The 25,754-nt window shown below is 57.7% G+C and carries 18 protein-coding genes; 16 read left to right on the top strand and 2 right to left on the bottom strand.

Features of this window, described 5'->3' with window-relative positions; translation table 11 throughout:
• Positions 1–56: 56 nt before the first annotated feature.
• From CE153_RS02375 to CE153_RS02320, 11 genes are all read left to right on the top strand, one after another.
• Positions 57–860 carry a DeoR/GlpR family DNA-binding transcription regulator gene (locus tag CE153_RS02375; RefSeq protein ID WP_039199155.1) on the top strand — a complete coding sequence of 268 codons (804 nt, stop codon included), beginning with the start codon at positions 57–59 and terminating at the stop codon, positions 858–860.
• Positions 861–865: 5 nt separating this feature from the next.
• Positions 866–2,116, top strand: a complete 1,251-nt coding sequence (gene galT, locus CE153_RS02370; protein ID WP_033501640.1) for a galactose-1-phosphate uridylyltransferase — start codon at positions 866–868, stop codon at positions 2,114–2,116.
• A 31-nt stretch (positions 2,117–2,147) separates the two neighbouring features.
• The gene (gene galK / locus CE153_RS02365; protein WP_099595003.1) at positions 2,148–3,398 is read left to right on the top strand and encodes a galactokinase; all 1,251 of its coding nucleotides are present in this window, start codon (positions 2,148–2,150) and stop codon (positions 3,396–3,398) included.
• A gap of 616 nt (positions 3,399–4,014) precedes the next feature.
• Positions 4,015–5,622 carry an extracellular solute-binding protein gene (locus tag CE153_RS02355; protein WP_039199152.1) on the top strand — a complete coding sequence of 536 codons (1,608 nt, stop codon included), beginning with the start codon at positions 4,015–4,017 and terminating at the stop codon, positions 5,620–5,622.
• A 106-nt stretch (positions 5,623–5,728) separates the two neighbouring features.
• Entirely contained in the window at positions 5,729–6,700 is a 972-nt protein-coding gene (locus CE153_RS02350) for an ABC transporter permease (RefSeq protein ID WP_012578329.1), read from the top strand.
• 12 nt (positions 6,701–6,712) lie between these two features.
• Positions 6,713–7,648 (top strand): carbohydrate ABC transporter permease, encoded by a 936-nt coding sequence (locus tag CE153_RS02345; RefSeq protein WP_039199151.1) that lies wholly within the window; start codon positions 6,713–6,715, stop codon positions 7,646–7,648.
• Positions 7,649–7,709: 61 nt separating this feature from the next.
• Entirely contained in the window at positions 7,710–8,387 is a 678-nt protein-coding gene (locus tag CE153_RS02340) for a YesL family protein (protein ID WP_099595002.1), read from the top strand.
• Between the two features lie 26 nt (positions 8,388–8,413).
• Entirely contained in the window at positions 8,414–9,505 is a 1,092-nt protein-coding gene (locus CE153_RS02335; protein ID WP_099595001.1) for a LacI family DNA-binding transcriptional regulator, read from the top strand.
• Positions 9,506–9,603: 98 nt separating this feature from the next.
• The gene (locus CE153_RS02330; RefSeq protein WP_099595000.1) at positions 9,604–11,511 is read left to right on the top strand and encodes a glycoside hydrolase family 32 protein; all 1,908 of its coding nucleotides are present in this window, start codon (positions 9,604–9,606) and stop codon (positions 11,509–11,511) included.
• Positions 11,512–11,678: 167 nt separating this feature from the next.
• Positions 11,679–11,951 carry an ACT domain-containing protein gene (locus tag CE153_RS02325; RefSeq protein ID WP_004221322.1) on the top strand — a complete coding sequence of 91 codons (273 nt, stop codon included), beginning with the start codon at positions 11,679–11,681 and terminating at the stop codon, positions 11,949–11,951.
• A gap of 39 nt (positions 11,952–11,990) precedes the next feature.
• A complete protein-coding gene (locus CE153_RS02320) occupies positions 11,991–13,355 on the top strand; it encodes a PFL family protein (RefSeq protein WP_004221323.1) in 1,365 nt (454 codons plus the stop codon).
• Positions 13,356–13,764: 409 nt separating this feature from the next.
• On the opposite strand, the gene CE153_RS02315 is transcribed toward CE153_RS02320, so the two are convergent.
• The gene (locus CE153_RS02315) at positions 13,765–14,430 is read right to left on the bottom strand and encodes a tRNA (cytidine(34)-2'-O)-methyltransferase (protein WP_081995912.1); all 666 of its coding nucleotides are present in this window, start codon (positions 14,428–14,430) and stop codon (positions 13,765–13,767) included.
• A gap of 19 nt (positions 14,431–14,449) precedes the next feature.
• Here CE153_RS02315 and CE153_RS02310 point away from each other — a divergent pair, with 19 nt between their 5' ends.
• From CE153_RS02310 to CE153_RS02290, 5 genes are all read left to right on the top strand, one after another.
• A complete protein-coding gene (locus CE153_RS02310; RefSeq protein WP_180753370.1) occupies positions 14,450–15,394 on the top strand; it encodes an A/G-specific adenine glycosylase in 945 nt (314 codons plus the stop codon).
• 51 nt (positions 15,395–15,445) lie between these two features.
• Complete coding sequence (locus tag CE153_RS02305; RefSeq protein WP_099594998.1) at positions 15,446–16,090, top strand: hypothetical protein; 645 nt, start codon at positions 15,446–15,448, stop codon at positions 16,088–16,090.
• 163 nt (positions 16,091–16,253) lie between these two features.
• On the top strand, positions 16,254–19,814 hold the full coding sequence (gene rpoB, locus CE153_RS02300) for a DNA-directed RNA polymerase subunit beta (RefSeq protein WP_039199145.1): 3,561 nt from the start codon (positions 16,254–16,256) through the stop codon (positions 19,812–19,814).
• A 91-nt stretch (positions 19,815–19,905) separates the two neighbouring features.
• Positions 19,906–23,919, top strand: a complete 4,014-nt coding sequence (locus CE153_RS02295; protein WP_099594997.1) for a DNA-directed RNA polymerase subunit beta' — start codon at positions 19,906–19,908, stop codon at positions 23,917–23,919.
• Between the two features lie 210 nt (positions 23,920–24,129).
• Positions 24,130–24,699, top strand: coding sequence for an FHA domain-containing protein (locus CE153_RS02290; protein WP_099594996.1), 570 nt, complete (start codon positions 24,130–24,132; stop codon positions 24,697–24,699).
• Between the two features lie 190 nt (positions 24,700–24,889).
• Here CE153_RS02290 and CE153_RS02285 read toward each other — a convergent pair whose 3' ends face one another.
• On the bottom strand, positions 24,890–25,636 hold the full coding sequence (locus CE153_RS02285) for a variant leucine-rich repeat-containing protein (RefSeq protein ID WP_099594995.1): 747 nt from the start codon (positions 25,634–25,636) through the stop codon (positions 24,890–24,892).
• Between the last annotated feature and the right edge of the window lie 118 nt (positions 25,637–25,754).

The following is a 25,754-nucleotide window of genomic DNA, read 5'->3' as shown; positions in this document are numbered from 1 at the left end:
GCGCGAAACGCTCATCTCAGTTTTTATTTTGAGTGAACATGTGCGATAATGTTCGAATGATATCGTCACAACGTCAACATTTGATTTTGAGCAGGTTGCGTACCCGCGGTGCGGTGCGTATCACCGCATTGTCCAAAGAATTGGGTGTTTCCGCCATGACTATCCGTCGCGATATCGCCGATCTGGCCGACAAGGGTTTGCTGAAACGCGTGCACGGCGGCGCCGTCACCACCAGCACGCTGCTGAGCGAGCCGCTGTTCTCTGTAAAGTCGCAGATGGACATCGGCCTCAAAGACGCCATCGCACAGGAAGCCATCAAATATGTGGCGCCCGGCGACGTGATCGCCGTCGGCGGCGGCACCACGGCATACGTGTTCGCGCAACATCTGCTTGAATCGCAGCAGTCATCGGGCATAACCATCCTCACCAACTCCATTCCGGTGGCAGAACTGGTGCAGGCGCTGGAATCGAAAGACGTGGAAGTCATCGTGACCGGCGGCGTGACCACCCGATCCAACTCGCTCGTAGGGCCGATTGCCGACAAGGTGGTGTCCTCCCTGCGCGTCAACACAGTCTTCCTGGGCACGCATTCCGTGTCCATTCCGCGCGGCTTCCTCATGCCGAACTCGCTTGAGGCCGCAACCGATATGGCAATGATGGACATTGCCGATCGAACCATAATTTTGACCGATCACACCAAGTGGAGCTGCACATCATTGTCGCTTTTCGCACGCTTCGACCAGGTGGACACGGTCATTACCGATGATGGACTAGACCCCGATTCGGTTGGGAAAACAAGGGATTTGGTTAAAGAGCTCGTGCTGGCGCACCAGAACGAGCCTATTCAGGAAGGTGAATAACCATAATGAGTGAATTCGCAAACTACACTCCGGGAGAGTACGCGAAGGAACACATTCGCATCACGCCGACCACGCTCGCCGATGGCCGTGCGTTCTTCTACCTCGACGATGATCCGGAATATGTTTCCGGCGCGAAGACGCGCGAACTGAACGATCCTCGTCAGCTGGCATACCGCTTCTCCAACCAGCTCAACGCAGCCGGTGAGGAAGTGCCGTACGCCGCTCCGGAAATGCGTCGCGATCCACTGACCGGCGATTGGATTCCGATGGCGACCGCACGCATGAACCGCCCGATCACCGCAGGACCGGGTGCCACCGCCAAAGGCAACCCGCTGGCCGCACGCAAGCCGGGCGACCCGTATCAGGACGGCGAAGTGCCGGATACCGACTACAACGTGGTCGTGTTCGAAAACCGCTTCCCGTCGATGGTTCGAGTGCCGGGCCGTTCCGAAGCCGTGGAATACGTCAACGGCAACCCGCTGTGGGAGAAGAAGCTCGCCGCAGGCCGCTGCGAAGTGATCTGCTTCGACCCGGACGAAAACGGTCTGCCGGCGGATCTGCCGGTCTCCCGTCTGCGCACCGTTGTGGAAGCATGGGCGTTCCGTACCGCCGAAATCTCCAAGATGGAAGGCATCGAACAGATCTTCCCGTTCGAAAACCACGGACAGGAAATCGGCGTCTCCCTGGCGCACCCTCACGGACAGGTCTACTGCTACCCGTTCATCGCGCCGAAGATGGAAGCTGAACTCAAGCAGACCGAAGCCTACCATGAGAAGACCGGCGGCAACCTGCTCAAGGATCTCATGAACTCCGAAATCGAAGCTGGAGAGCGCATCGTCATGCGCAACCACAGCTGGGTGGCCTACGTGCCAGCCGCAGCCCGCTGGCCCCTCGAGGTACATGTGGCCCCGGTGCGCGACGTGCTCACCCTCGACGAGCTCAACGACCAGGAACGTTGGGATCTGGCCGTCATGTACTCCACCCTGCTCAAGCGCGGCAACGCGTTCTTCGACAAGGGCGACGGCAAGGGCATGGACCTGCCATACATCGCAGCATGGCACCAGGCTCCGATCCACGACGCACGCCGTGAAAACTACCGCCTGAACCTGCAGTTCTTCTCGTTCCGCCGCGCAGCCAACAAGATCAAGTATCTGGCCGGATCCGAATCCGGCATGGCCGCATGGGTTTCCGACACCACGCCGGAACTCATCGCCAAGCGCTTCCACGAGCTCGGACCAATCGACATCGAAGGCTGAAAACCAATAAAACCCAAAGGACAAAACACCAATGACTGCTGTTGAATTCATTGAGCCGCTTTCGCATGACGAAGGCGTGAAGATCGCCGTCGACCTGTTCAAGGCCACCTACGGTGAGGAACCGGCTGGCGTATGGGCCGCACCGGGCCGTGTGAACCTGATTGGCGAGCACACCGATTACAACGCGGGCCTGTGCCTGCCGATCGCATTGCCGCACCGCACGTTCATCGCGCTCAAGCCGCGTGAAGACACCAAGGTGCGCGTGGTTTCCGACGTCGACCCCGAAAACGTTACCGAAGCCGACCTCGACGGTCTGCAGGCCGGTGGTGTGGAAGGTTGGGCCGCCTACCCGGTGGGTGTGGCCTGGGCATTGCGCGAAGCCGGCTTCAACGCCGTGCAAGGCTTCGATGCGGCATTCTCTTCCTGCGTGCCGCTCGGATCGGGCCTGAGCTCGTCCGCCGCCATGACCTGCTCGACCGCGCTGGCCCTGGATGACGTGTACGGCTTGGGCTACGGCGCTTCCGACGCCGGCCGTGTGACGCTGATCAACGCCGCCATCAAGTCCGAGAACGACATGGCCGGCGCCTCCACCGGCGGCCTCGACCAGAACGCCTCCATGCGCTGCACGTTCGGCCATGCGCTGCGCCTGGACTGCCGCCCGGAGCTGAGCCCGCTGGAGAATGTCTCCCAGCAGGAGTTCGATCTCGACAAGTACGGTCTGGAGCTGATGGTGCTCGACACTCAGGCTCCGCACCAGCTCAACGACGGCCAGTATGCCCAGCGCCGCGCCACCTGCGAGAAGGCCGCCGAAATCCTCGGCGTGGCCAACCTGCGTGTGGTTGCCGACAGCATCGCCAAGTCCGACGATCCGTTCCAGGCGCTCAAGGAAACGCTCGACAAGCTGGAAGACGACACGATGAAGAAGCGCGTGCGTCATGTGATCACTGAGATTGCGCGCGTCAACTCCTTCGTACGTGCCTTCGCCAACGGCAAGATCGACGAAGCCGGACGACTGTTCAACGCGTCTCATGATTCGCTCGCAGCGGATTATGAAGTGACTGTGCCCGAGTTGGATATTGCCGTGGATGTGGCTCGTGTCAACGGCGCGTACGGCGCACGTATGACCGGCGGCGGCTTTGGTGGCTCCATCATCGCGCTGGTGGACAAGGGCCAGGGCCACGAAATCGCACAGAAGATTGCTGACCGCTTCGAAAAGGAAGGTTTCAACGCACCTCGCGCTTTGCCGGCGTTCGCTGCGGCTTCCGCGAGCCGCGAGGCTTGATCGCAGAAGCCGATGCAAAAACGCGCGTTGGCGCACGCCCATGAAAAGGACGTGCGCCAACGCGCGTTTTTGCACGATCTACTTGTGGACCAGATGGCGCACAGCGTATCCCACGGTGATGACCAGCAGGTACGATGCCGAATGCTTCATCCTGGCTCCCGGTGCGGCTACGTGTTTGGCCTGGTGCCGTCTGTGATCGTATTCGTGCTCCCCTCCTTCTTCCTGAAGGAGGGGAGCATCTTTCGTAAGTAGCGACGTGTCGACTTGGTGGCCGTCCTGTTCGGCTACGTTTTTGTGCGTGCAGTGGATGGGCGGTACGTGTATTTGATGAAAACGATACGTTATACGATTAACGGCGTGTCGCGATGTGGGTGATTCCGGTGTTCTGCAAGAACGGCAGTATAGAGCCGAAGTTTACGTTTGCGACGCTGGGGGGACTGGTCGATGAGAGTGTTAACTATTGAGATAAACGATTAACGTTTGACATTAAACGATTAACGATTTATAGTGTTAACCACCGCAAGGAAACAACCACAAAGCAAGTGGCTGACGGGGTCGTACCGGTGCGTCTTACATCGGTACGGGGAGGAAACATCAAGGAAGAAGGAGCCTAATCATGGCACGAAGAAGTGTTCGCCTGTTGGCATCAATAGCTGCAGTCGCGACTATGGTCACGACGTTTGCCGCCTGCGGCAACAAGCAGGCCACCACAGACGAGAACGGCAAGCCAATCGTCAATATTCTGGTTCGTCGCAACGTGACCGACCATCCGATGCAGGACACCCAGTACACCAAGGATCTGGAAGCCGCCTGCGATTGCACCATCAAGTGGCAGGAAGTCTCCGACAACGCTTGGGGTCAGCAGAAGAGCGCCAAGATGGCCGCCGGTGAATTCCCGGACATTGGCTTGAGCTTGTTCAGCATGGTGGATGCGGCCAAGTACAGCACCTATTTCGAGGATCTCAAGCCGCATCTGGACAAGATGCCGAACGTCAAGAAGTTCCTCAAGGCCCAGCCGGGCGCCGCGAAGTACGTTACCGATGGCACCAAGATCGCCATGCTGCCCTCCGACCGCGGCAAGGGTTACGAGGTTTCCGGCACTCACATGTTCATCAACAAGACCTGGCTGGACAAGCTGGGACTCCAGATGCCGACCACTTGGGACGAGCTCGAGAACGTGCTCGATGCATTCAAGACCCAGGATCCGAACGGCAACGGCAAGGCTGATGAGGTGCCGATGAATATCCGCAGCCTCGGCTTCGGCCTGTGGAGCCCTCTGGCGCTGATGAACTCCGAAGGCGTGGTCACCTCCTTCATGGGCGGTGGCGCTTCCGAACAGGGCTATTATGTGGACAACGGCAAGGTTAAGAGCTATTACACCTCCGACGCGCTCAAGGACGTCGTCTCCTACCTGCACGGACTCATGGCCAAGGGCCTTATCCCGAAGGATGTGCTCACCCGCGACGCCTCGCAATACACTTCGCAGACCGTCAGTGACGGCAAGACCGCGCTGACCGGCGTCTCCTTCGGTTGGTCCAACTACGCCGAATACGGCAACGCGCTTGGCGACCAGTACGTCACCCTGCCGCCGCTGAAGAAGGACGCCTCCACGCCCGACTCCCAGGTCAAGTGGGATTATTCCCAGGACGCCTGCCGCTGGGCCTACTCCGGTTCCGGCCTGACCGTCAACCCGAACGCAGCCAACCAGGACGCCATCTACAAGGTGATCGACGCCATGTATGGCGAGAAGCTTTCCGTGGCTGGATTCTTCGGCTCTATTCCAGATATCGTCTCCGATGACGGCGACCACCAGTACACCATCGACAAGGCTAAAGCCTACGCCGAATATCCTGATACCCGCGCCGTCGCCCTGCAGGACCGCTTCGGTGGCTGGATTCGCGACGACGTGAAGATGGTCAACGACACCAACGCCGACCAGGTCACTGCGTCCGATTTGGCCATTCGTGAGGCGCGCAACCGCGTCGACGGCGTCAAGGATGTCGTACCGATTTACGTGCGCCCGGATACCGAGGACTCCAACACCCTGCAAAACAACAACACCGCCATCTCCAACTACGCGAACAACCAGATCGCGAAGTGGGTCCAGAAGGGCGGCATCGACAAGGAATGGGATGCCTACGTGAAAAAGGTGTCCGAACCGACCCTCGGCCTCGACGCCAACATCAAGATTTGGCAGAAGTGGTACGACAAGTACACCAAGTAGCCAAGTAATACCGCGGGGTCCATCGCACGGGTTCGTTTCTCTCCCGTGACTGCCGCCGGACCCCGCATTTTTGTTCCCTAGCAATCATCCTAAATTGGAGACCAACATGAGTGCACAAACATCGCAAGGCGTTGCTGCACGGACCGTGGCGATGGAAGCGGCTCCCGACCGCAAGAAACCAGGTCTGCTCGATCGCATCGCCGACCATTTACGTCGCTACTGGCAGTTGTGGATTCTTTCCGCTCCGGCATTGTTCTTCGTGGGACTGTTCTCCTACGTGCCGATGTGGGGCATCCAGCTCGCCTTCCGCGAGTTCGATCCGACCAAAGGCCTGACCGGCGGCAAATTCGTCGGTTTCAAATACTTCCTGGAATTCTTCCACAACCCGCTGTTTGGCGAGATCATGACCAACACCATCCGCATTTCCCTTTGGACACTGGTCATGGGCTTCATTTTTCCGATTATTCTGGCCCTGCTGATCAATCAGATCGGTTCTAAAAAAATCAAGGGTTTCGTACAAACGATCACCTACATGCCCCACTTCATCTCCGTGGTGGTCATCGTCTCCATGCTCAACATCTTCCTGACTCCTGGTACCGGCATTCTCGGTCGCTTCTTCGGTGATGAATCACTGATGGGCTCCACCAGCGCCATCACCGCGGTCTATTGGATCTCCGAAGTCTGGCAGCATGTTGGTTGGAACTCCATCATCTACCTGGCTGCGCTCGCCGGTGTGAACACATCGCTGTACGAGGCGGCGAAGATCGACGGTGCAGGCCGTCTGCAGTTGATTCGCTACGTCGATATTCCTGCGATCATGCCGACATGTGCGATCCTGCTCATCATGAACATGGGCTCCGTGCTCAACGTGGGCTTCGACAAGATCTATCTGATGCAGAATTCGCTGAACATGCCGGCCACCGAAGTCATCGCCACATACACCTACAAAATCGGTATTATCAATGGCCAATACTCGTATTCGACGGCAATTGGCCTGTTCAACACCTTGGTCAACTTCATCTTCCTGATCACCGCGAATGCAATCGCCAAGCGCGTTTCCGATACGAGCATTTTCTAGAAGGGTTTTATCATGTCTGCAACAATTGAGGCTGTTACCCAGAACAAGAACGACATTCCCTGGAACAAGCACGTGCGCCAGAAGCAGAAGCCGGGTGACCTGGCGGTGTCGGGCGTCATCAATGTGCTGCTGCTCCTGACCATTGTGGCGGTGCTCTATCCGCTGTGGTTCGTGGTCATTGCATCATTTTCAAATCCGAACGCCGTAGCCGGCGGTGAAGTGCTGCTGCTACCCAAGGGTGTGACCTTCGCTGGCTATGCTAAGGTGTTCGCCAACCAGCGCATCTGGCAGGGCTATCTCAACACCATCATCTATTCGGTGGTCGGCACCGCGGTCAACATGGCAGTGACCATTCCCTGCGCTTTCGCGCTATCCCGTCGCGAGTTCAAGCCGCGACGCGTGATCATGTTCCTGTTCACCGTGACCATGTTCATCGCCGGCGGCCTGATTCCGAACTACCTGCTGTACAAGAGCCTCGGCATCAACAACAGCATGTGGGTGTTCATCCTGCCTGGCGCGGTTTCCGTGTACAACGTGATCGTGGCCCGCTCCTTCTTCGAAACCTCTATCCCCGAAGAGCTCTTCGACGCGGCCCAAATCGACGGGCTGAGCTATTTTGGCTACTTCTTCAAGATTGTGCTGCCGTTAAGCTCCGCGATTCTGGCTGTAATTGGTCTGTACTACTTTGTCGGCCATTGGAACGACTTCATGACGGGCCTTATCTACATCACCGACGACAAGAAGCAGCCATTGCAGGTGGTGTTGCAGCAGTTGCTGTTGGTGGCGCAGGGTACTGGAACCAATGTTAACGCGGCTGCGCAGCAGCAGGCCGCCGATCAGATCAAGTTCGGCATCATCATCGTCTCTACTCTGCCTCTGCTTGTGCTCTATCCGTTCTTGCAGAAGTACTTCAACAAGGGTGTGATGCTCGGCGCGGTCAAGGGGTGAGTCAAACGCAATCCGACAAGAAACAACCAATCTAAAAGCCAGCCGATAGAAAGGATTCGCTATGCTTGCCCGCTTCTCTGTGGCCTACGAGCGGTTCTGCCGTCTGCTAGTCGCGATTTTCGTGGTCAACGTGGCTATACTCGCGCACACTCTGATGGGAGCCGTCGTGCTGGGATTTCTCCCCTCGTTCGCGGCTGCGCAGGCTACGTTCCGTGCGTGGGTGCTTTCTGAGGACCGTTCAATGCGGGCCAAGGAAGTTTGGAAGACGTTCCACGGCTTCTGGAAAAGCGAAGTCAAGCGCGCGAATCTTTTCGGTTGGCCTTTGATTATTCTCTGGGCCGTGGTCATCGTCGACTACTGCGTAATGAACTGGCATGCTCGCGGCGATTTCGACATCATGGTTTCCGGCGTGCTGCTGCTCATCATCGTAGTTTTGGCAGTGTTCTCGTCCTTGGTTTGGGTGGTGCGCGCGAACTATGAAGAGAGTCCCGTCTGGATTGTTCGTACAACACTGGCGATGATTGTGGCACGCCCGTTGTGCAGCCTTCTGCAGGTTGGACTGCTGATTCTTACCGTGCTTGTATGGGTGCAATGGCCTGGAATTCTCATGGTGTTCGGCTTGTCGCTGCCGATGTTCTGCACAGCCTGGATTATTTATTCATTCGGCCGTCTGCCTGGAATGGACATTCATGACCGCATGGAACAGAGCGCGGGCCACGCCCGAAACCAGACATCGTGACATGTTCGCAAAAAGGGGGTGATAAAATGGTGCAGTCGTCAGTAAGGCAACGAGTGAACAGGTCCAAACGATTGGTATCCATCAAAGACATAGCTAAGGAAGCGGGTGTTTCCGTATGCACTGTGTCTTTGGTTATGAACAACAAGGATCACAATCGCGTCAGCAAGGCGGTTGCGCAGAAAATCCGTGCGACTGCCAAGAGCATGGGGTACAAGCCCAATTCTGTGGCGCGCACCCTACGTACCAGCAAATCCAATACTCTGGGATTCGTCACCGATGAGATCGCCACGACCCCGTACGCGAGCAAGGTACTCGAAGGTGCGCAGGATGCCGCGAGCAAGCTCGGATACATACTGCTTACCACGAACACCAATAATGACGCCGAACTCGAGAACCAAGAAATATCCGCACTGCTCCGATACAACGTGGATGGCTTCCTATACGCCATGATGTTCCACCGCAAAGTGAACATTCCCGAAGTCTTGGAAGGCAGCCCGACCGTGGTGGTGGACAGTGAGGATGCAGCGGGGCGAGTTCCCTCGGTCTACCCCGATGATGAACTGGCGGGGTATGACGCCACCAACCGTCTGATCCAAGCTGGATGCAGACGCATCGTCTACTACGGTTCCGCAACCTCCATCGTCGCGCAAGAGCAACGTCTGACTGGTTACCGACGTGCGCTTGCGGAAGCGGGCATTCCATTCGATGACGCTTTGGTCGTCGAAGTATCGGAATTTACTAACGCGGACGATGAAGCGGCGCGGGTGTTCGACGAAATCAAGCCGGACGGCATCTTCTGTTTCAACGATGTGCGCGCCACTTTCATCTACGAAGCCGCACGCGAACGCGGAGTGCGCATCGGCGCTGACGTGTCGGTGATCAGCATCGATAACCAGCCGTTCATCACTAATGTGATCAAACCATCACTGACTACGCTGGAACTGCCCCATTATGAGATGGGTTTTGAAGCGGTTCGGCAACTTGTCGCCATACTTGACGGCGACAAGGCCGTGGCCGATCTTGAGTCCGATCGTGGCATGGCGGTGCAGAGGCAACGTGATGGCAGCAAAACAGCATTGCGCTGCCGCATCATCGAACGCGATTCCATCGTGTCGTGACGGACGTTTCCTTTTTCCGTATTTGTTTTTCTAATTATCTGTTTTTCAATGCGTAGCCACATGATATCTGATCATGTGGCGCTGTGGAGGAGATTATTATGCCTGACAACTATTCCGTTGCCATCGAAACCGGCGGCTACCGTTTGCTGGAATTGTTCGCCGAAAGATGCGGCGATGACGCTGCCGTCACCATTACAGACGGGGACGGCCATCAAATCGCCAGCCATGCCATGCCGGTGGCCGAGCGTCGTCACCATTTCTTGATTCCGGTGCCGACGAACGTGCGTATTACGGTGAGTGCGCACCGACTGACCGTACGGTTCGCCTACTTGTCCGAGTGTGAGAATCTCCTTGATGAAGGCGTGCGTTTCATCAGCATGAATCCGTACGACAATGAATGGGATACGCAGCCGACGCTGGAGCAGATCTATGATCGCTTCGCTCGCCCTGCGGCGCATTTCGAGCCATTCGCTCGCTGGATGAATGATCCTAACGGCCTGTGTCGTTTCCAAGGACGCTACCATCTGTTCTACCAATTCAATCCGTATGGTTTTGGCTGGGACAATATGCACTGGGGGCATGCGGTGAGCCGCGATCTGGTGCATTGGACGCATCTGCCAATCTTCCTCGAACCGCAGCTGGAGCTGCATATCGACGAACGCATCGTTGGTGGCGCGTTCTCCGGATCCGCGGTGACGGTGGATGCGTGTGACAATCCCTGCAAGGGTGATGATGCGGCCGCTATTCGCCTGTATCTAACCCGGCACCTGGAGACTCGCGGAGACGAATCGTCTGTTACTGAATACCAGACCACCTGCTTGTGTGAGGATGGCGTGCATGTGAGTGTCGAATCTCCGGTCGCGTTGCGCGTTAACGATGGTTTTGGCTTCGATTTCCGTGATCCGAAGGTGGAAACCGGCATGTCTGGCGAGGCTATCAATCCGGAACGCGCTTACATGGTGACCGCCACGAATCTGCCGGTCTCCGAATTCGATACTGATGCTGTGTCCTCCGCGGCGCCTGGCATCAGCGTACAGGGTACAGACGGCTGGTTCACATGCGGTCCGCAAGGCAGGCCCGGCACCGACAAGCCCAATATGGACACGGTGCCTGCCATGGCGCTCTTCTCCGCGAAGAAACCACTCAAGCGCAACGTGACGTGGCAGTATGAAGGACCGGTGCTCGCCGATTTCGGCCACCAGCTATCGCGTACCTACGAATGTCCTGACCTGTTCCAGCTCGACGGCAAGACAGTCGCCATCGGCGCGTTGATGCACTACCGTGACAAGCAAGGTCGTTTCCAGCAGGTGCGTTGGTATGTTGGTGATCTCAAGGACACCGCCGAAGGTCCACGTTTGCAGGTAGAGAACAGTGATTGGTGTGATTTCGGTACCGGCTACTATGCCACGCAAAGCTTTGCCGACGACGGGCGTCGTATCGTGTTCGGCTGGTATACCGACTTTCCCGCGATGCGTGTGGAAAAGCCGTGCATCGCCAACGGCATGATGTCGCTGCCACGTGAACTGCACGTGCGTGACGGCCGCTTGACCAGCCGTCCTGTCAAAGAAGCGTACGAGCAGCTGCTAGGCGATCGTTTGGAAGCGCATGCAGACGAAAACGGGACCTTCTTTATTGTGCCGAACAACGCGTATTACACGGACATGCATCTGGCCGACGATGACGATTTCACAATGCTCATCGCGACCGGTATCAATCCCGCCAATGGTGATTCGACTGAATTGCAGCTGCAGCGTCGCGACGGCGTGACCCGACTGGTCACGAAGGGAACAGTCGTGGACGACATCGATTTCGATAGCGGCATCGCCGATGTTCGTCGCGTCGAAATCTTCTTCGACCGTAATGTGGTGGAAGTCTTCCTTAACAACGGCGAAGCGGCCGGCAGCATGCTGTTCCAAGGTGCGGACGGCGATGGCGAGTTCCGTTTTGTTGCTGACGGCAAGGTCGATTGCGTGGATGTGCGTGTGCTTGACGGCATCTGGCGGTGACATACAGCTGCTGCAGAGGCAGGTGATGTCCGACAGTCATCTCAGTATGTAAGGCAAATAGACGAAAGGCACGTGTTTTGGCACGTGCCTTTCCTATACTTGAGTACACGTCCGGCAATTCGCCGAGACGGCAACTGGATATTCGCACCTAACATTTAGGGAGTTCCATGAACAAGGCAATCATCACCGTCGTCGGCCAGGATACTGTCGGCATCATCGCACGCGTCTGCACATACCTTTCCGAGCATCAGGTCAACGTGCTTGACATTTCCCAGACCATCATCGACGGTTTCTTCAACATGATGATGATTGTGGACTATTCCAACACCGACAAGGAATTCGGCGAGGTCGTGGACGATCTCGACAAGCTCGGCGAAGAGATCGGCGTGCGCATTCGCTGCCAGCGTGAAGAGATCTTCACCAAGATGCACCGCGTCTGATCCATCAGGGTTCATCGGTAAGGAGCGAAGGAACACATCATGCTGAATATCATGGAGGTCCACGAGACCAACAAGATGATCGAGCAGGAGAAGCTCGACGTACGCACCATCACCATGGGCATCAGCCTGCTGGACTGCGCGGCCGACAGCGTCGACGAAGTCTGCGACAACATCTACAACAAAATCACCACGTACGCCAAGGATCTCGTATCCACCGGCAAAGCCATCGAACGCGACTACGGCATTCCGATCGTCAACAAGCGCATCACTGTCACCCCAATTTCCTTGGTCGGCGCAAGCTCGTGCAAAACGTCGGATGATTTCGTGAAAATCGCGCATGCGCTTGACAAGGCGGCGAAGAAGGTCGGCGTCGACCTGATCGGCGGCTACTCCGCTCTCGTATCCAAGTCCATGACCCCTGCTGAAGAGCTGCTCATCCGCTCCCTGCCGAAGGCGCTGAGCGAAACCGACATTGTCTGCTCGTCCGTCAACGTGGGATCCACTAAGACCGGCATCGACATGAACTCCGTCGAACTGCTCGGCCACATCATCAAAGACATCGCACATGCCACCGCAGATAACGATTCCTACGGATGCGTGAAATTCGTGGCATTCTGCAATGCCCCCGACGACAACCCGTTCATGGCAGGTGGCTTCCATGGCGTAACCGAAGGCGACGCGGTCATCAACGTCGGCGTTTCCGGCCCCGGCGTGGTTTCCCGCGCGCTCGACGAAGCCAAGGGCAAGGACTTCGAATTCCTGTGCGAAACCATCAAGCGCACTGCGTTCAAGATTACGCGCGTCGGCCAGCTGGTGGCACAGGAGGCATCCCGTCGCCTCGGCATTCCATTCGGCATCATCGACCTTTCCCTCGCACCGACCCCGGCCGTAGGCGACTCCGTCGGCGAAGTGCTTGAGAAGATCGGCCTCGAACAGGTTGGTGCACCGGGCACCACCGCGGCGCTCGCCATGCTCAACGATCAGGTGAAGAAGGGCGGCATCATGGCGTCCTCCTACGTCGGCGGACTGTCCGGCGCGTTCATCCCTGTCTCCGAAGACAAGAACATGATCGATGCGGCAACCAATGGCTGCCTGAAGATCGAAAAGCTTGAAGCCATGACCTGCGTGTGCTCCGTCGGACTTGACATGATCGCCATTCCGGGAGACACCACCGCATCCACCATTTCCGGCATCATCGCCGATGAGGCCGCGATCGGCATGGTCAACCAGAAGACCACGGCTGTGCGCGTGATTCCGGTTGAAGGCAAAGGCGTAGGGGAGATGGCCAACTTCGGCGGCCTGATGGGATATGCGCCGATCATTCCAGTCAACCAGACCAGCTGCGAAGCTTTCGTGACTCGAGGCGGTCGCATCCCTGCCCCAATCCACAGCTTCAAAAACTAGCCCCTCCCTTCCCTCTTCCCGATGCATGCTTGTCGCGTGCGATTCATTCTTGCGATCTGTGCTTGCGTTGGGTGCATAAGCTGCTGTAATGGGGAGGTCGCAGAAGAGCGGGATATTCTATTCGCGACACACTCAAGGCCGTTTGGCCAAGCTTACGGTCTCGAACAGAATATCCCGCTCTTCTGCTCGCTTTCGTACATCTCGTTGCGTCTTGCATAAAAGAAAAGAAAACTTACTTAAGTTGAACTCAGCGCAGCTGGAGAGGCGGCGGGGTCTGTTTCAGACCGTAAAGACTTGGCCTGAGCGGCCTGGAGCGTGTCGGGAATAGACCCCGCCGCCTCTCCAGCGGAACTTGCTATACAAAAGCAAAATTATTGAAAAACCTAGAAGTTGGCAGGCAGGGGAGGAATCACTGGCCGCCGGCGAAGCCTAGCTGGCGCCAAGCTTCATAGATGGCAATGGACGCGCAGTTGGTGAGGTTCAGGGAGCGCAGGCTTGGGCGCATTGGCAATCGCACCTGTTCGGTCACGTGCGGCCCGGCCATAATATCCATCGGATCGGGAATATTGCCCGGCTCCGGGCCGAACAGCAGAATGTCGGTCGGTTTGTATTCGATGTCGGTATACAGTTTGGTGGCATGTGCGGTGAACGCGATGATGCGAGAATTCGGCATGGATTCCACTAGGTTTTCAAAATTCGGGTGTAATACCACGTGCGCCATGTCGTGATAATCCAATCCGGCGCGGCGCAGCTTCGTATCGCGCAGATTGAATCCAAGCGGCTCCACCAAATGCAGGATCGTGCCGGTCACCGCGCACAGGCGGATTGCCGAACCGGTGTTGCCTGGAATTCGGGGGGAGTAGTAGCACAGGTGGGGCGTGGAGGTTTCGGCTTTTGCCGCGTCTTCGGCCGACAGCATCGCGTCGACTACGGAAATCGGATTGCCGTGCGCATCGGTCACGAGTTCGTCCGGGCCGTAATTCGATTTGCGGTAGCCGTATTCGAACATTTTCTCGACTTTGGCTTCCGCTGCGTTTGCGCCTTGCGCGTCATTGGTATGCTCTTCGTTCGTCATGAATGCAAGAATAGGTACGATGAACGACACGAATGGGAATAATGCTGAAATCGAAAACGCCGAAGCTGTGGCGGTCGCGCTCGCCGAATGGTGGCATGCCTCGGCGCGTGATCTGCCGTGGCGATTCGGCCGTGCCACGCCATGGGGTGTGCTTGTTTCCGAGGTGATGAGCCAGCAGACGCAGATGAGCCGTGTGTTGCCGTATTGGAACGATTGGATGGAGCGTTGGCCTGATGCGGCTGCGCTTGCAGGTGCGGCGAAATCTGATGTGATCACTGCCTGGGGCAGGCTTGGGTACCCTCGGCGCGCGTTGCGCTTGCAGGAATGCGCTCGTGTGGTCGCTTCCGACTATGGCAATGAGCTGCCGCGAACATACGATAAGCTGTTGGCTCTGCCGGGGATCGGCGATTACACGGCCAGCGCAGTGATGAGTTTCGCATTCGGCGAGCGCATCGCGGTGGTAGATACGAATATTCGCAGGGTGCTTTCGAGGGTTTTTCTTGGTGTGGAGTCGCTTGGTGGTGCTGCGAGCCCTGCTGAGCGTGCATTGGCGAGGCAAGTGTTGCCACAGGATGGTGTGTCGAAATGCAGGCGGTTCGACCGTTCTTCGGTGGTGTGGAATCAGTCGGTTATGGAATTGGGTGCGATTGTGTGTGCGGCGAAATCGCCGTTGTGTGAGGCGTGTCCAGTTTCTTCGCTGTGTGTGTTTTTGCGTGATGGACGACCGGGATTGGGGGAGCGTCGTACAAGGCCGCGTCAGCGTTTTCAGGGTACGGATCGTCAGGTGCGTGGACTGGTGCTGAATGCGTTGCGTAATCTGCCGGAAGGTGAGATTGCCGTCGATCGTAAGTCGCTTGAACGATTGTGGAATGATCATATCCAACTTGACCGTTGTATCGCGTCGTTGGATGAGGATGGTCTTATTGAGATCCTGCCGAATGCGGCTGTGCGTCTTCCGGTATGAAAAGGCGGGTGCCGATGTTCTTTGGATGCGCGCACGCTAGACTGTGGAATCATGGCACAGAAGACGTTCTCGAAATCCGGCAAGAAGCGTTCGAAAAAACAGCAGACGATATTTCGTCGTCGTCGCATTGTCTTCGGTATTGCGGTGGTGGTGCTGGTCTCTTTTCTGGTGTTTTGCCTGTATTCCCTGTCTAGGGGGATTGTTGCGGTGAATCGGGAGATTCATCATGCGGATGTGTATGCGATTTCCCGTAAGGAAGTGCCGTCCCCGACGAAGAAGAAGAAAAGCGGGGTGCCGGATTGCGGCGCGACGAATGTTGCGCTTTCGTTGACTCCTGCGGCGTCGAGTTTCGGCGTGGGCGGTTCGATGGATTTTACGACGGATATCAAATATGACGGTTCCAGCAAGGTCGGCTGTTTGGTTGATATATCGGCTTCCAACGTTGTGTTGACGATCAAATCGGGCGATGATGTGATTTGGAAGTCGAATGTGTGTCCTGTGGATGCTGATTATCGTCTCTTGGCGAAGGGCGACGAGGTCAAGCAGACGATTACTTGGCCGGGAACGCGTATCGGCAGTGAGTGTGTGGAGGAATCCACCCTACCGAAGGCGGATCGGGGCGTGTATTCGGCGCAGCTTTCACTTGAAGGGCATCCCAAAGCCAAGTCCGATCCGGTCGGCATAACTGTCGAATAAAAATCTACAGGATATGTTATTCTCATGACTTTGCGTACATGCGTGTCATATAGCGGGCACGCTGACAAAGAAGAAGCGCCCGCGTACTAGGCATATGGTGGCCAATGGGAGCGCTTCCGGGGAAACATATCGAAACGATTTAGCGAGCGATAAGGAACGTCCATTGGCTGAGGCTACGACGAACACCACCACCATCATCGCACGCGCCGACCAGCACGATATTGATCTGCACAAGGCGTCGGACCGTGTGAATTTCGGCTCCATCCGCGAGCCCATTGATGTACCCTACCTGTTGGGTGTACAGACTGACAGCTTTGACTGGCTCATCGGCAACGAGCGCTGGCAGAAGCGTGTCGAGGAGGATTTGGAGAACGGCACCAATACCGTGTCCCACACCTCTGGTCTTGACGAGGTCTTTCAGGAGATCTCCCCGATCGAGAACTTCGCTCAGACCATGAGCCTGACCTTCTCCGATCCGTATTTCGAGGAACCGCGCCACACCGTGCAGGAGTGCAAGGAGAAGGATTATACCTACTCCGCTCCGCTGTACGTGAACGCTGAGTTCGAGAACGGCGACACCGGCGAAATCAAATCCCAGACCGTGTTCATGGGCGATTTCCCGCTGCAGACCCCGCACGGCACCTTCATCATCGGCGGTACCGAGCGAGTGATCGTGTCTCAGCTGGTGCGTTCTCCGGGCGTGTACTTCGACCGTAGCCAGGATCGTACTTCCGACAAGGAAGTCTTCGGCGCGAAGATCATTCCGAGCCGTGGCGCATGGCTCGAGTTCGAGATCGACAAGCGTGATGTGCTCGGCGTGCGTGTGGATCGTAAGCGCAAGCAGTCCGCCATCGTGTTCCTCATGGCCATCGGTATGACCAAGGACGAGATCGCCGACGCCTTCAAAGATTACCCGCTGGTCATGGACGCGCTCGCCAAGGAGACCGTGCAGACCCAGGACGAGGCTCTGACCGATCTGTACCGCAAGATCCGCCCGGCCGACACCCCGACGCCGGAAGCTGGCCGCAATCTGCTGGATTCCTTCTACTTCAACACCAAGCGTTACGATCTGGCCCGCGTCGGCCGTTACAAGATCAACCGCAAGCTTGGCTTGGAGAAGGATATCAACGATCGCAGCCTGTCTCGCGAAGACATCATCTCCACCATCAAGTATCTGGTCACTCTGCATGCCGGCGACACCAAGTTCCCGGGCAAGCGTGATGGTCAGGATGTGGATCTGCGCGTGGACGTCGACGATATCGACCACTTCGGCAACCGTCGTATCCGTCAGGTCGGCGAGCTGATCCAGAACCAGCTGCGCACTGGTCTGAGCCGTATGGAGCGCGTGGTCCGCGAGCGTATGACCACTCAGGATCCGGAGGCCATCACCCCGCAGTCCCTGATCAACATCCGCCCTGTGAACGCCACCATCAAGGAGTTCTTCGGAACCTCCCAGCTGTCGCAGTTCATGGATCAGAACAACCCGCTGGCAGGTGTGACCAACAAGCGTCGTCTGTCCGCTCTGGGTCCTGGCGGTCTGTCCCGCGACCGTGCATCCATGGAAGTGCGAGACGTGCACCCGTCCCACTTCGGCCGTATGTGCCCGATCGAGTCTCCTGAAGGCCCGAACATCGGTCTTATCGGCTCTCTGGCAACCTTCGGCCGCATCAACCCGTTCGGCTTCATCGAGACCCCGTACCGTAAGGTCGTCAACGGCCATGTGACCGACGAGGTCGAATACATGACCGCAGACCGCGATGCCGAGCACGTCATCGCACAGGCCAACCAGGAGCTCGACGAGAACGGCAACTTCGTCAAGAAGCAGGCCCTTGCCCGAGTCGGTGAGGAAGAAGCGGTCGATGTGCCGGTCAGCTCCGTTGACTACATGGACGTTTCCCCGCGCCAGATGGTTTCCGTCGGCGCATCCCTGATTCCGTTCCTGGAACACGATGAGGGCCACCGAGCACTGATGGGTACCAACATGCAGCGCCAGGCCGTGCCGCTGATCGAATCCGAGCGCCCGCTGGTGGGCACCGGTGCCGAATGGCGTGCAGCCGTTGATTCCGGTGATGTGATTCTGGCTGAGAAGCCGGGCGTGGTGACCTATGTTTCCGCCGATATCATCCGTGTAATGAACGACGATGGCACCACCAGCTCCTACAAGCTGGCCAAGTTCCGCCGTTCCAACCAGACCACCTGTTACAACCAGGTGCCGCTGATCCACGACGGCGAACGTGTGGAAGCCGGCACCGTGCTGGCCGACGGCCCGGCAACCCAGAAGGGTGAAATGGCTCTGGGCAAGAACCTGCTCATCGCCTTCATGCCGTGGAACGGCTATAACTACGAGGATGCTGTGATCATCTCCCAGCGTCTCGTGCAGGACGACACCCTGAGCTCCATCCACATCGAGGAATACGAGATCGACGCCCGCGAAACCAAGCTGGGTGCCGAGGAGATCACCCGTGATCTGCCGAACGTCGGCGAAGACGCGGTGGCCAACCTCGACGAGCGTGGCATTATCCGCATCGGCGCCGAAGTCGAAGCCGGCGACATTCTGGTGGGTAAGGTCACCCCGAAGGGCGAAACCGAGCTGACTCCGGAAGAGCGTCTGCTGCGCGCCATCTTCGGTGAGAAGAGCCGCGAAGTTCGTGACACCTCGCTGCGTGTGCCTCACGGCGAGACCGGTACGGTGATCGACGTCAAGGAGATCACCCGCGAAGACGCCGAAGAAGACGGCGACGAGCTGCCGAACGGCGTGAATCAGATGATTCGCGTCTACATTGCGCAGCATCGTAAGATCACCCAGGGCGACAAGCTCTCCGGCCGACATGGCAACAAGGGTGTTATCTCCCGCATTCTGCCGGAAGAGGATATGCCGTTCCTCGCGGATGGTACTCCGGTCGACATCATGCTGAACCCGCTGGGCGTGCCTTCTCGAATGAACCTCGGCCAGGTGCTGGAACTGCACTTGGGCTGGATCGCACATGCCGGCTGGGACATTTCCCTCGACCCGGATATCGAAGCCGCTTGGAAGAAGAACATTCCGCAGGGCGCCGAAAAGGGCGAGCCGGGCACCCCGGTGGCAACCCCGGTGTTCGACGGCGTTCGTCCGGAAACCATTAAGGGACTGCTTTCCTGCACCTTGCCGGATCGCGACGGCAACAAGCTGGTCGGAGACGACGGCAAGGCCGTGCTGTTCGACGGTCGTACCGGCGAACCGTACCCGAAGCCGATTTCCGTTGGCTACATGTACATGCTGAAGCTGCACCACCTGGTCGACGACAAGATCCACGCACGTTCCACCGGCCCGTACTCCATGATCACCCAGCAGCCGTTGGGTGGCAAGGCCCAGTTCGGTGGCCAGCGCTTTGGCGAAATGGAAGTGTGGGCCCTCGAGGCCTACGGTGCCGCCTACACGCTGCACGAGATGATGACCACCAAGTCCGATGACGTCGACGGCCGCGTGCGTGTCTACGGCGCCATTGTGAAGGGCGACAACCTGCCGCCGGCAGGCATTCCGGAATCCTTCAAGGTGCTGCTCAAGGAAATGCAGTCCCTGTCCCTGAACGTCGAAGTGCTCAACGCGGAAGGTGTGGCCATCGACATGAAGGACGAGGACGACGATCCGTCTGCTTCCTCCGACGATCTTGGCTTCAACATCGGCGCGCGCCCCGACGCGGTCGCCAAGGCTGACCAGGTTGCGGAAGAGCCTGAATTCCAGTGATCCCATGGCTGGTCGCGTCGTATGAAAACGTGGCGCGACCAGCCTGACGAAACGTGATTAAGCATTAAGAATCGATAGACAGGACAATAGAGTGCTGGACGTCAACGCATTTGACAAACTGAGGATCGGCCTGGCCACTGCCGAAGACATCCGTAATTGGAGCCACGGCGAGGTCAAGAAGCCTGAAACCATTAACTACCGTACCCTGAAGCCGGAGAAAGACGGTCTGTTCGGCGAACAGATCTTCGGACCTACCCGTGACTGGGAGTGCGCCTGCGGTAAGTACAAGCGCGTGCGCTTCAAGGGCATCGTCTGCGAACGCTGCGGTGTGGAAGTCACCAAGAGCCGTGTGCGCCGTGAGCGCATGGGCCATATCGAGCTTGCCGCTCCGGTGACCCACATCTGGTTCTTCAAGGGTGTTCCGTCCCGTTTGGGCTACCTGCTGAACATCGCTCCGAAGGATCTGGAAAAGGTCATCTACTTCGCCGCCTACATGGTTACCAGCGTCGATGAGGAACAGCGTCACGAGGATCTTCCGGGTCTGCAGGACGAGTTCGACAACGACATCGCCAATCTGGAGAAGCGTCGCAACGCGGAAATCGAAGAGCGTGCCAAGAAAGTTGAATCCGATCTGGCCGAACTTGAGGCCGAAGGTGAAGCCAAGGGCTCCGCACGCGCCAAGCTGCGCAACAGCGCCGAGCGTGAAATGGCCGCGATCCGTATCCGTTTCGACGAGCAGATTCAGCGTCTGAGCGCCGTGTTCGACCGCTTCAAGAACCTGAAGCCGGGCGACATGGAAGGCGACGTCGACCTGTGGCGCGAAATGGAAGACCGCTACGGCGACTACTTCGAAGGCTGCATGGGCGCCGAAGCCATCAAGAAGCGCTTGCAGGACTTCGATCTTGAGGCCGCTTCCAAGCAGCTGCGTGAGGAAATCGACACCGGCACCGGCCAGCGCAAGGCCCGCGCCCTGAAGCGTCTGAAGGTCGTCAACGCCTTCCTGACCACCGGCAACAAGCCGGAAGCCATGGTGCTCGACGTGATCCCGGTCATTCCGCCGGATCTGCGTCCGATGGTGCAGCTCGACGGTGGCCGTTTCGCCACTTCCGATCTCAACGACCTCTATCGTCGTGTGATCAACCGTAACAACCGTCTGAAGCGACTGATCGAGCTCGGCGCTCCTGAAATCATGCTCAACAACGAAAAGCGCATGCTTCAGGAAGCCGTCGACTCCCTGTTCGACAACGGTCGTCGTGGACGCCCGGTCACCGGCGCTTCGAACCGCCCGCTGAAGTCCCTGAGTGACATGCTCAAGGGCAAGCAGGGTCGTTTCCGTCAGAACCTGCTTGGTAAGCGTGTGGACTACTCCGGCCGTTCCGTGATCGTGGTCGGTCCGTCCCTGCGCATGCACCAGTGCGGTCTGCCGAAGCCGATGGCCCTCGAGCTGTTCAAGCCGTTCGTCATCAAGCGTCTTGTGGACCTCAACTACGCGCAGAACATGAAGAGCGCCAAGCGTCTTGTGGACCGTGGCGATTCCGAAGTGTGGGGTGTGCTCGAAGAGGTCATCGCCGAACATCCGGTGCTTCTGAACCGTGCACCTACGCTGCACCGTCTGGGCATTCAGGCATTCGAGCCGATCCTGGTGGAAGGCAAGGCCATCCACCTGCCACCGCTTGCCTGTGCCGCATTCAATGCCGACTTCGATGGCGACCAGATGGCAGTCCACCTGCCGCTGTCCGCTGAAGCCCAGGCCGAGGCCCGCTCCCTGATGATGGCTTCCGACAACATTCTGAAGCCGGCAGACGGCCACACCGTGACCATGCCGAGCCAGGACATGATCCTCGGTCTGTACTACCTGACCACCGTCATCGACGGAGCCAAGGGCCAGGGCCGTGTGTTCTCCTCGCTCGAAGAGGCCGAAATGGCGCTCGACAAGCACGAGATCGACATGCAGGCCAAGGTGCTTATCCGCCTTCCGAAAGACTTCGTGCTTCCGAAGGGTTGGGAACCGAGCGAAATCGAAGTCATCGATCCTGAACCGGGCAGCCCGGCGGTAGTGAAGGAAGAGCGCTTCCACGATGGTTCCGTGCTTTTCGCGACCTCCTACGGCCGCATCCTGTTCAACAGCACGCTGCCGGTCGACTACCCGTTCGTGAATGATCAGGCTCCGAAGAAGCGTCTGAGCAAGATCGTCGACGACATCGCAACCCGTTACTCCACTGCACAGGTGGCTGCAACGCTGGACGCTCTGAAGGATATGGGCTTCACCCGCGCACCGTGGTCCGGTGTGTCCTTCGCGTTCTCCGACGTTATCCAGCCGTCCGAGCGCGACGAGTTCATCGAGAAGTACGAAGCCGAAGCCGACAAGGTCAACGAGAACTACGAAATCGGTATGCTTACCGAAGAGGAGCGCCGCCAGGAACTCATCGACCTGTGGACCAAGTGCACCAGTGAGGTTTCCGAGGCTGTCGAGAAACACTTCGACTCCAAGAACAATCTGGCTATCATCGTGCAGTCCGGTGCACGAGGAAACATGATGCAGATCAACCAGATCGCAGGTATGCGAGGCCTCGTGGCCAACCCGAAGGGCGAGATCATTCCTCGACCTGTGAAGTCCAACTACCGCGACGGCCTGTCCGTGCTGGAATACTTCATCTCCCAGCACGGCGCGCGTAAGGGTCTGGCCGATACCGCACTGCGTACCGCAGAGTCTGGTTACCTGACCCGTCGTCTGGTGGACGTCTCCCAGGACGTGATTGTGCGCGAAGAGGATTGCGGCACCAAGCGCGGCCTGACGATGAAGGTCGGCGAGCGTGACGCTGAAGGCAACCTGCATCTCGTCAAGGCTGCCGACGGTGGTCCGTACTCCCGTCTGCTCGCAGCTGACGTGATCGATCCAGCCGACGGCGAAACCGTGCTGTACAAGGCCGGCGACGCGCTGTCCATGGACGTGCTCAACGATCTCGTCGCCCACGATGTGGAAGAAGTCAAGGCCCGTTCCGTGCTCACTTGCGATTCCAAGCGCGGTGTGTGCGCCAAGTGCTATGGCTGGTCTCTGGCCACCAACAAGCTTGTGGACGTCGGCGAGGCCGTTGGCATCGTGGCAGCACAGTCCATCGGCGAGCCTGGTACCCAGCTGACGCTGCGTTCCTTCCACTCCGGCGGCGTCGCTTCCGCATCCGATATCACCCAGGGTCTTCCTCGTGTTACCGAGCTTTTCGAAGCTCGTACCCCGAAGGGCGAGGCTCCGATCGCGGAGTTCGCAGGCGTGATCAAGGTGGAAGACACCGAGCGCGGCCGTCAGGTCATGCTGAAGCCGGACGACGAATCCGTCGAACCGATCGTCTACCCGGTAACCCGTCGCGCCCCGATGATGGTCAAGGACGGCGAGCATGTCGAAGCTGGCACCCAGCTGATCGAAGGCTCCGTCGATCCTAAGAAGATCCTGCGCATCCTCGGCCCTCGTGCCGCCCAAGTGAACATTGTGGAGGAAGTGCACACCGTGTACCGCTCCCAGGGCGTGGATATCCACGACAAGCACATCGAGGTCATCGTGCACCAGATGCTGCGTCGTATCACGGTGATCGATTCCGGCGATACCGACCTGCTTCCGGGTGAACTGGTGGATCAGGCCCGCTTCAAGGCCGCCAATATGAAGGCCGTGAAGGAAGGTGGCAAGCCTGCCGCCGGTCGTCCGGAGCTGATGGGCATCACCAAGGCTTCGCTGGCAACCGATTCCTGGCTGTCCGCGGCTTCCTTCCAGGAGACCACCCGCGTGCTCACCGAAGCCGCCCTGAGCCAGAAGGTCGACGACCTGAAGGGCCTCAAGGAGAACGTCATCATCGGTAAGCTCATTCCGGCCGGTACCGGTCTTGCCCGTTACCGTAACGCCGTGGTCGAGCCCGACAAGGCCATTCGCGACACCATCTACCCGAACTTCGGTTTGGGTGGCGACGAGTCCGATGCTGCCTTCGGCGATGCGGATCTGTCCGAAGTCGACTTCTCCAACATCGATTTCGGCGATCTGAAGCTTGGCGACGACTTCAATCCGGATGACTTCCTGGACGACAATGGTGGTCAGATGGATTTGGGCGACACCCTGTGATCCGAAAGACGATGATGGAACGACATAACGTCTGAAATCATCCGATAGACATAAAAATGGGGATTGGCTTCAAACAGCTGATCCCCATTTTTAAATGAAAAAAGACGATTGTTGCGATTATTATGCCAACAGTCGGCATATTACGAAACTGCCTGTATTGCAGGGCGAATATCACCATCGCAAAATCAAACGTCAAATTACAATAAGGGCATGAGCTTCCTTCCATATCCGCCGCCGCCCGAACCAGGCTGGTACGACGATGACGCCACCGTAATGTCTTCCTTCGCCGATTCTGCAATGCCTGGAATGGCGCAATCTCAGCTGATGGAACAGGTTTCCGTTTCGCTGGAACCAACCAATGACGAGTCGGTCAATGACGAACCGGCCAACGATGATGATATCGATTGGGATGGCACGGTGCTGTCTTCGGCATTCACCATGAAGCAGCCGAAGCTGGAATACACGCTTTACAATGAGCAGACCGGTCAGGAAGTGATTATCGACATGGGCGTGCTGCTGGGACGCAAACCGTCCGTTGAAGTGCCGGAAGGTGCTAAATCCGTGAAATTGGAGGATTCGACGCGTACGATTTCACGTAATCATGCGGCGATCAGCTTCGATCAGGATGGCACGTTATGGATTGAGGATTATGGATCGCTTAATGGCACGTACCTTATTCGAGACAATGAGGAGACCAAGGTCGAGCACAAGCCGATGAAGTTTGAGGCACCTTGCACGGTTCGTATCGGAGACCAGTTCTTCACGTTCGAGCAGCGCTGATTGAAACGTTGTTTTGCGCATCACCAAGTATGCCGTCAAACCGCAAGGTTTGGGATGACTGAAATGACGGCGCGACAATGAACGATGTCGAGAGTAGAAGAAGGGCTGTACACGTGAGGATGCGCATACAGCCCTTCTTGACTATTGCGATTCGCTACCTGCCAACTGGCGCTTGCTGACCGGCTATTTGCTACTGGCGCAGGCGGATGGCCGCGTTGACGGCGGAATCATTGAGATTGGCAAGCCAGTCAAGCAGATCCGGGTAGATATTCGGATTGCGTGCGAGGAAGGGGTGCAGCTCCGGAGCCTCGCTCGCGATTTGGGCCATCAGCATCTTGTCTTGCGTGGTCATGGCCAATTCCGCGGTAAAACCGCTATTCGATGCGGCCGGTTCCTGCGGCTGCATGGCGTGCTGGGCGTTGTCCGTGTACGGCTCCGCGTACTGCTGCCCGTCATATTGCGGCTGGGCCGAAGAATAATCGGCTACTTCCGACAAATCCGCTGGATTAGTGTACGGGTCGACATATTCCGTTGAAACGTCGTTCGCCATATTCGATGCCGGCGCTTCCATGAACGATTCAGGCTGGTATTGGTCGGTTGCCGGCGGCTGGTATTGCATCTGATGCTGCACGTCCGACGATTGCCGCGGCTGCTGATACTGCGCTTGCGTTTGGGATTGCTGTGCCTGTTCCGGAACGGTTTCGGTATTCCTCTGCATAACGCCTTCCTGCGGAACCGGCCACCCCAATGCGACCAGCTGCTGGCGTGCGCGTTCATCGCCGAATTGAGCGACCCAACGTTTCAGACCAGGGTACGCACGCGGATTGGCAACCACATTCGCGCCGAATTCTGGATTTTCGTAAGCGATTTTCGCCAAGAGCACGGGATCTGCGTTCGGATCCTGCACAGCTGCGGCCGCGGTATCGAAATCGACCATCATGGTCTCCTTATCTCGTGATCTGTAAATATTGTATTGAATGCGCTGAGAACAAAGCGGCAATCTAATCATCGACGCTTGCCATTGCGGGAACATGCGCGTTATTGAACGGTTCGCA

The organism is Bifidobacterium sp. N4G05 (assembly GCF_002742445.1).
Taxonomy (GTDB): Bacteria; Actinomycetota; Actinomycetes; order Actinomycetales; family Bifidobacteriaceae; genus Bifidobacterium; species Bifidobacterium hominis.
This window is presented reverse-complemented; position numbering and strand designations above follow the sequence as displayed.